At 71.4% G+C, this 4536-nt stretch carries 4 protein-coding genes and 1 pseudogene; 4 read left to right on the top strand and 1 reads right to left on the bottom strand.

The annotated features are described in order from the left end of the window. Window positions 1-181 precede the first annotated feature (181 nt). The 3 genes from rplM to glmM all read left to right on the top strand — a co-directional run bounded on the left by rplM (window position 182) and on the right by glmM (window position 2716). Window positions 182-625, top strand: a complete 444-nt coding sequence (gene rplM / locus G5C65_RS31645; RefSeq protein ID WP_165302480.1) for a 50S ribosomal protein L13 — start codon at window positions 182-184, stop codon at window positions 623-625. Between the two features lie 42 nt (window positions 626-667). Next, a complete protein-coding gene (gene rpsI, locus G5C65_RS31650) occupies window positions 668-1174 on the top strand; it encodes a 30S ribosomal protein S9 (RefSeq protein ID WP_165302481.1) in 507 nt (168 codons plus the stop codon). A gap of 177 nt (window positions 1175-1351) precedes the next feature. Then, window positions 1352-2716 carry a phosphoglucosamine mutase gene (gene glmM, locus G5C65_RS31655; protein WP_165302482.1) on the top strand — a complete coding sequence of 455 codons (1365 nt, stop codon included), beginning with the start codon at window positions 1352-1354 and terminating at the stop codon, window positions 2714-2716. A gap of 13 nt (window positions 2717-2729) precedes the next feature. Here glmM and coaA read toward each other — a convergent pair whose 3' ends face one another. Then, window positions 2730-3752: a type I pantothenate kinase gene (coaA, locus tag G5C65_RS31660; RefSeq protein WP_165302483.1), complete on the bottom strand. Its 1023-nt coding sequence runs from the start codon at window positions 3750-3752 to the stop codon at window positions 2730-2732. A 29-nt stretch (window positions 3753-3781) separates the two neighbouring features. Between coaA and G5C65_RS31665 the strand changes: the two are divergent. Next, window positions 3782-4536, top strand: a pseudogene (locus tag G5C65_RS31665) (glutamine--fructose-6-phosphate transaminase (isomerizing)); the annotation flags it as partial.

The following is a 4536-nucleotide window of genomic DNA, read 5'->3' on the forward strand; positions in this document are numbered from 1 at the left end:
TAGCCTGCTCTTTCGTTGTGTGTATTGGCTTGCCTGTTCTCACGTGGGGGGCCGTGCACCGGCCAACCGGTCGATTTCCGGCGATCAGCATGTGGAAGCGTCACCATGTGCGGTCTTGCTTGTGGTGATCCGTCCGCTGGCCTTGTCATCCTCATTCACTGAAGAAGCGAAGGCTACGACCGTGCGTACGTACAGCCCCAAGCCCGGCGACGTCCAGCGCCAGTGGCACATCATCGACGCCCAGGATGTGGTCCTGGGCCGTCTGGCCTCGCAGGCCGCCTCCCTTCTGAGGGGCAAGCACAAGCCGATGTACGCGCCTCACGTCGACACCGGTGACTTCGTCGTCATCATCAACGCCGACAAGGTGCACCTCTCCGGCAACAAGCGGACCCAGAAGATGGCCTACCGCCACTCCGGCTACCCGGGCGGTCTGCGCTCCGTCCGCTATGACGAGCTGCTGGCGAAGAGCCCGGAGAAGGCCGTGGAGAAGGCCGTCAAGGGCATGCTCCCGAAGAACACCCTGGGCCGTCAGATGCTCTCCAAGCTGAAGGTCTACTCGGGCGACCAGCACCCGCACGGTGCGCAGCAGCCCGTGCCGTACGAGATCAGCCAGGTCGCGCAGTAAGTCCGGCCACCCCCTAAGACTGAAGAGAAGCTGAGGAGAATCGTGGCCGAGACCACCGCTGAGGCCCCCGTCGAGGGCGTCGAGGAGTACACCACCGAGACCCCCGAGGTCCCGGAGGGCGAGTTCACCACCGAGTCGCTGGCGTCCCGCTTCGGCGACCCGCAGCCCGCCGCCGGCACCGGTCGCCGCAAGAACGCGATCGCCCGCGTCCGGATCATCCCGGGCAGCGGCAAGTGGAAGATCAACGGTCGCACCCTGGAGGGCTACTTCCCCAACAAGGTGCACCAGCAGGAGGTCAACGAGCCCTTCAAGGTCCTGGAGCTCGATGACCGCTACGACGTCGTCGCCCGTATCTCCGGCGGCGGCATCTCCGGCCAGGCGGGCGCGCTGCGCCTGGGCGTGGCCCGCGCGCTGAACGAGGCGGACGCGGACAACAACCGCGGCCCGCTCAAGAAGGCCGGGTTCCTCACGCGTGACGCCCGCGCCGTCGAGCGCAAGAAGGCCGGTCTGAAGAAGGCCCGCAAGGGCACCCAGTACAGCAAGCGCTGACGCCGCTGGCTGGAGCGCTTCCCTCGGATGCCCCGTCGGCACCTCGGTGCCGACGGGGCATTCGTCGTTCGGGTGGTGTCCCAGGCGGCTGTTTTGATCCACCTTTGATCCAACGGGGCGTATACGTGGGGTAGCGGGCCGGTGAAGGCCCTCCTGAGGAACGCGGAGGTATGAGAAGTGGGACGACTCTTCGGCACGGACGGTGTACGCGGCGTCGCCAACGAAGGGCTGACGGCCGAGCTGGCCATGGGGCTGTCCGTCGCGGCGGCGCATGTGCTGGTCGAGGCCGACCCCGGGCACGCCGAGGCGCGGCGCCCGGTCGCCGTCGTCGGGCGGGATCCGCGCGCCTCCGGGGAGTTCCTGGAGGCCGCCGTGGTGGCCGGGCTGGCCAGCGCCGGTGCCGACGTCCTGCGGGTGGGCGTGCTGCCCACCCCGGCCGTGGCGTATCTGACCGGCGCGCTCGGCGCCGATCTGGGCGTCATGCTCTCCGCGAGCCACAACCCGATGCCGGACAACGGCATCAAGTTCTTCGCGCGCGGCGGCCACAAGCTCCCCGACGAGCTGGAGGACCGCATCGAGAAGCTGTACCGCGACCACGCCTCCGGCGAGCCCTGGGCCCGCCCCACGGGCGCCGGGGTGGGCCGGGTGCGCGACTACGACGAGGGCTTCGACAACTACGTCGCCCACCTCGTCGGCGTCCTCCCGAACCGGCTGGACGGGCTGCGGGTGGTCATCGACGGCGCGCACGGCGCCGCGGCCCGGGTCTCCCCCGAGGCGTTCGCACGGGCCGGGGCCGAGGTGGTGACCATCGGCACCGACCCCGACGGCCTCAACATCAACGACGCCTGCGGCTCCACCCACCTGGAGGGGCTGCGCGCCGCCGTCGTCCAGCACGGCGCCGACCTGGGCGTGGCACACGACGGCGACGCCGACCGCTGCCTCGCCGTGGACTCCGCCGGCGAGGAGGTCGACGGCGACCAGATCCTCGCGGTGCTCGGGATCGCGATGAAGGAGGCCGGGCAGCTGCGGAAGGACACCGTGGTGGCCACGGTGATGTCGAACCTCGGCTTCAAGCTCGCCATGCGGCGGGAGGGCGTCGAGCTGCTCCAGACGGCCGTCGGCGACCGCTATGTGCTGGAGGAGATGAAGCGGGGCGGCTTCTCGCTGGGCGGCGAGCAGTCCGGGCACGTCATCGTCCTCGACCACGCGACGACGGGCGACGGCACGCTGACGGGGCTGCTGCTGGCCGCCCGGGTCGCCGCGACCGGCAAGCCGCTGGCGGAGCTGGCCGGGGTGATGGAGCGGCTGCCGCAGGTGCTGGTCAATGTGCCGGACGTGGACAAGTCGCGGGTCGAGACCGCGTCCGAGCTGGTGTCCGCTGTCGCGGAGGCGGAGCGGGAGCTGGGGGAGACGGGGCGGGTGCTGCTCCGCCCCTCCGGTACGGAGCCGCTGGTGAGGGTGATGGTGGAGGCCGCGGACGCCGACCAGGCCCGCTCGGTCGCGGGCCGCCTGGCGGACGTGGTGAAGCGGGCTCTGAGCTGAGCCGGCCGGGGACTCACAGCTTCCGCAGAGAGAGCCGTTCCACCTTGTGGTCGGGGCCTTTGTGGAGCTGGAGGGTCGCCCTCCCCCGCGTGGGGGCGATGTTCTGCTGGAGGTTGGGGCAGTTGATGGTGCGCCACGTGTTGCGCGCGTAGTCCAGCGCCTCCTCCTCCGAGACCTGCGTGTAGGTGTGGAAGTACGAGCGGGGGTTCTGGAACGCCGTCTGACGCAGCTTGCGGAACCGGTTGAGGTACCACCGCTCGATGTCCGCCGTGCGGGCGTCCACGTAGACGGAGAAGTCGAAGTAGTCGGCGACGGCCAGCCGGGTGCGGCCGTCGCTGCCGGGGAGGGCGGGCTGCAGCACGTTGAGGCCCTCCACGATCAGGATGTCCGGCCGGTGCACCGTCAGCCGCTCGTCCGGCACGATGTCGTAGACCAGGTGGGAGTAGACCGGCGCGGACACCTCCGGCTTGCCCGCCTTCACATCGGCGACGAAGCGGGTGAGGGCGCGCCGGTCGTACGACTCGGGGAACCCCTTGCGGGCCATCAGCCCGCGCCGCTCCAGCTCGGCCTTCGGCAGCAGAAAGCCGTCCGTCGTCACCAGCTCGACGCGCGGATGCTCCGGCCAGCGCGCCAGCAGGGCCCGCAGCAGCCGGGCGACGGTGGACTTGCCGACCGCGACGCTGCCCGCGATGCCGATGACGAACGGGGTGCCGCTCCGCTCGGGGCGCTCCGGCCGGTCCAGGAAGGTGTTCAGGGCGTTGCGCAGGCCGTGGGTGGCGGCGACGTAGAGGTTGAGCAGCCGGGAGAGCGGGAGGTAGATGTCCCGTACCTCGTCCAGGTCTATGACGTCGCCGAGGCCGCGCAGCTCTTCGACCTCGGCCGCGGTCAGCGGCAGCGGGGTGCGCTCGCGCAGGGCGCTCCAATCGGCGCGGCTGAGGTCTACGTAGGGCTTGGTGGACACGGGCCCATTGTGCGCGGGGCGCGGGGGAGGGGGGAGACCCGGGAGGTGTCCCGCGGCCCGAGGTGCGGTAGACATGGCAGGCCAGCGGGTTGGAAGGGGTACCTATGTGCGGAATCATCGGCTACGTGGGCGGGCAGCCGGCGCTGGATGTCGTCCTGGCGGGCCTGGCGCGGCTGGAGTACCGCGCATACGACTCGGCGGGCGCGGCCGTCCTCGCGGACGGCGGGCTCGCCGCCGCGGCGCGGGCCGGCAAGCTCTCCAACCTCCACAAGGAGCTCGCCGAGCACCCGCTGCCCACCGGCACCACCGGCATCGGGCACCTCCGGTGGGCCACCCACGGTGCGCCGAACGACGCGAACGCGCATCCGCAGCTGGACAACGCGGGCCGGGTCGCGGTGGTGCACAACGGCACCATCGAGAACTTCGCCGCACTGCGCGCCGAGCTGACCGGCCGCGGCCACGAACTGGCGTCCGAGACGGACACCGAGGTCGTGGCGCATCTGCTGGCCGAGTCCTTCTCGTCCTGCGGCGACCTGGCGGAGGCGATGCGGCAGACCTGCCGCCGGCTGGAGGGCGCGTTCACGCTGGTCGCGGTGCACGCGGACGACCCGGACGCGGTGGTCGGCGCCCGCCGCGACGCGCCGCTGCTGGTCGGCGTGGGGGACGGGGACGGCGACGGCGAGTACTTCCTCGCCTCGGAAGCGGCGGCCTTCATCGCCCACACCCGCGAGGCCGTCGAGCTGGGCCAGGACCAGGTGGTGGAGCTGCGGCGGGGCCACGGGGTGACCGTCACCGACTTCGAGGGCACCGCCGCCGACGTCCGCGTCTGCCGCGTGGACGGGGTGGACTGGGACGCCTC

The organism is Streptomyces boncukensis (genome assembly GCF_011045075.1).
Lineage (GTDB): Bacteria > Actinomycetota > Actinomycetes > Streptomycetales > Streptomycetaceae > Streptomyces > Streptomyces boncukensis.

What these genes read in the sequence shown, in the direction of transcription:
- coaA (WP_165302483.1), bottom strand. Translation starts at nt 3,752, where the DNA reads ATGTCTACCGCACCTCGGGCCGCGGGACACCTCCCGGGTCTCCCCCCT.